At 62.6% G+C, this 1,362-nt stretch carries 1 protein-coding gene; it reads right to left on the bottom strand.

Translation table 11 applies throughout. The annotated features are described in order from the left end of the window. Positions 1–136 precede the first annotated feature (136 nt). Positions 137–1,362, bottom strand: a 1,226-nt coding sequence (locus tag FEM54_RS32595; RefSeq protein WP_138454286.1) for a SulP family inorganic anion transporter, incomplete at its 5' end; no start/stop codon positions are given.

The following is a 1,362-nucleotide window of genomic DNA, read 5'->3' as shown; positions in this document are numbered from 1 at the left end:
CTTTTGTGTCTTTACAAAAGCGACCCGCTGTAAGAGCGGAACCATAGGCAGCCGTTACCGCAGCAACGGATATGTACACCACCAACAACCCGCCATCGCAGGCAAGCCAGCTCCCACATTTTTTGATCATTGGCACTCAAGACCTGGCGTGCAACGCCAACTGCACTGCACCATCAACACTCAAGGCACTCAGCAAAACCTGTGGCGCAACGGCTTCGGGCAAGGCTTGCAGCACTTCCATCGCCGCATGCCGCACCCGCGCCAGTACCAGCCGCTTGCCCTCCCCGTGCACCTGCGCAAAAAACGCCGCCAGCGCCTCGATACTGGTGCCGTCAAGGTCGGGCGATTCTTCCAGGCTCAACACCACCGCCTCGACCGGCGACTGACGCATCAAGCGCAACGCCGCGCCCAGGATGCGTTCGGCATTGGCGAAAAACAGCGCCTCACTGGGCCGCACAATCAGCAAGCCAGGCACCTGCACCGCATCCGCATGGTGTTGTCGGTCAACAAAGTCATGACTGTCGCCCAGGCGCCCCAGCACTTGAATATCCGCCGAAGACATCTGGCGCAGCATCAACACTACGCTGATCGCCACCGCCACCAGCAAGCCATCCAGCACGCCCAGCACAAGCACTGCCGCCACAGCGCAGATCACCAGCAACCGGTCGCGGCGCCACAGGAAGTAACGGCCCAGGGGTTGCAGGCTCAAGCCACGGCCCAGCGCATAGATGACGATGGCTGCGAGCACCGGCTCCGGCGTTAACGCCACATACGGCAGCACCGTCAACACGATCACCAGCACCACCAGCGCCGCAACGATGCCCGCCAGGCGCGAACCGGCGCCGGCAGCCTCATTCGCCGACGTCGCCGAATAGCCCGCGCCGGCGGGCATGCCGTGGAACAACCCGGACACCAGGTTCGCCGCGCCCAGCGCCAACAGATCGCGATTGGATGACACCCGGTCGCCATGTTTAAGTGCGAACGAACTGATAGAGCCGTAGGACTCCGCATACAGGATCATGACCAAGGCAAACGCCAACTCGCCCAGGCGCAACCAATCCGCGAACGGCAGCACGGGAAAGTGCCCCAGCTCCAGGCGCAGATCAATCATGCCGATCAAGGCCACGCCATGGGCCTGCAAGCCCAGGTACTGCCCGGCAACAATCCCCAGGACCACCACCAGCAAGCCGCCCGGCAGGCGCGGGATTCGCGCGCACAGCCATAACACCGCCAATGCTGCCGCTGCCACCAGTGCCGCCGGCCAATTCCAGTGCGCTAATTGCTCCAGTAACTGCGGCAGAAAGCGGATCAGGTTGTTATCGGTCAGGTGTACGCCCACCACACTGGCCAGTTGCTTGAGGA

The sequence above is a fragment of the Pseudomonas edaphica genome, from assembly GCF_005863185.1.
GTDB classification, from domain to species: domain Bacteria; phylum Pseudomonadota; class Gammaproteobacteria; order Pseudomonadales; family Pseudomonadaceae; genus Aquipseudomonas; species Aquipseudomonas edaphica.
This window is presented reverse-complemented; position numbering and strand designations above follow the sequence as displayed.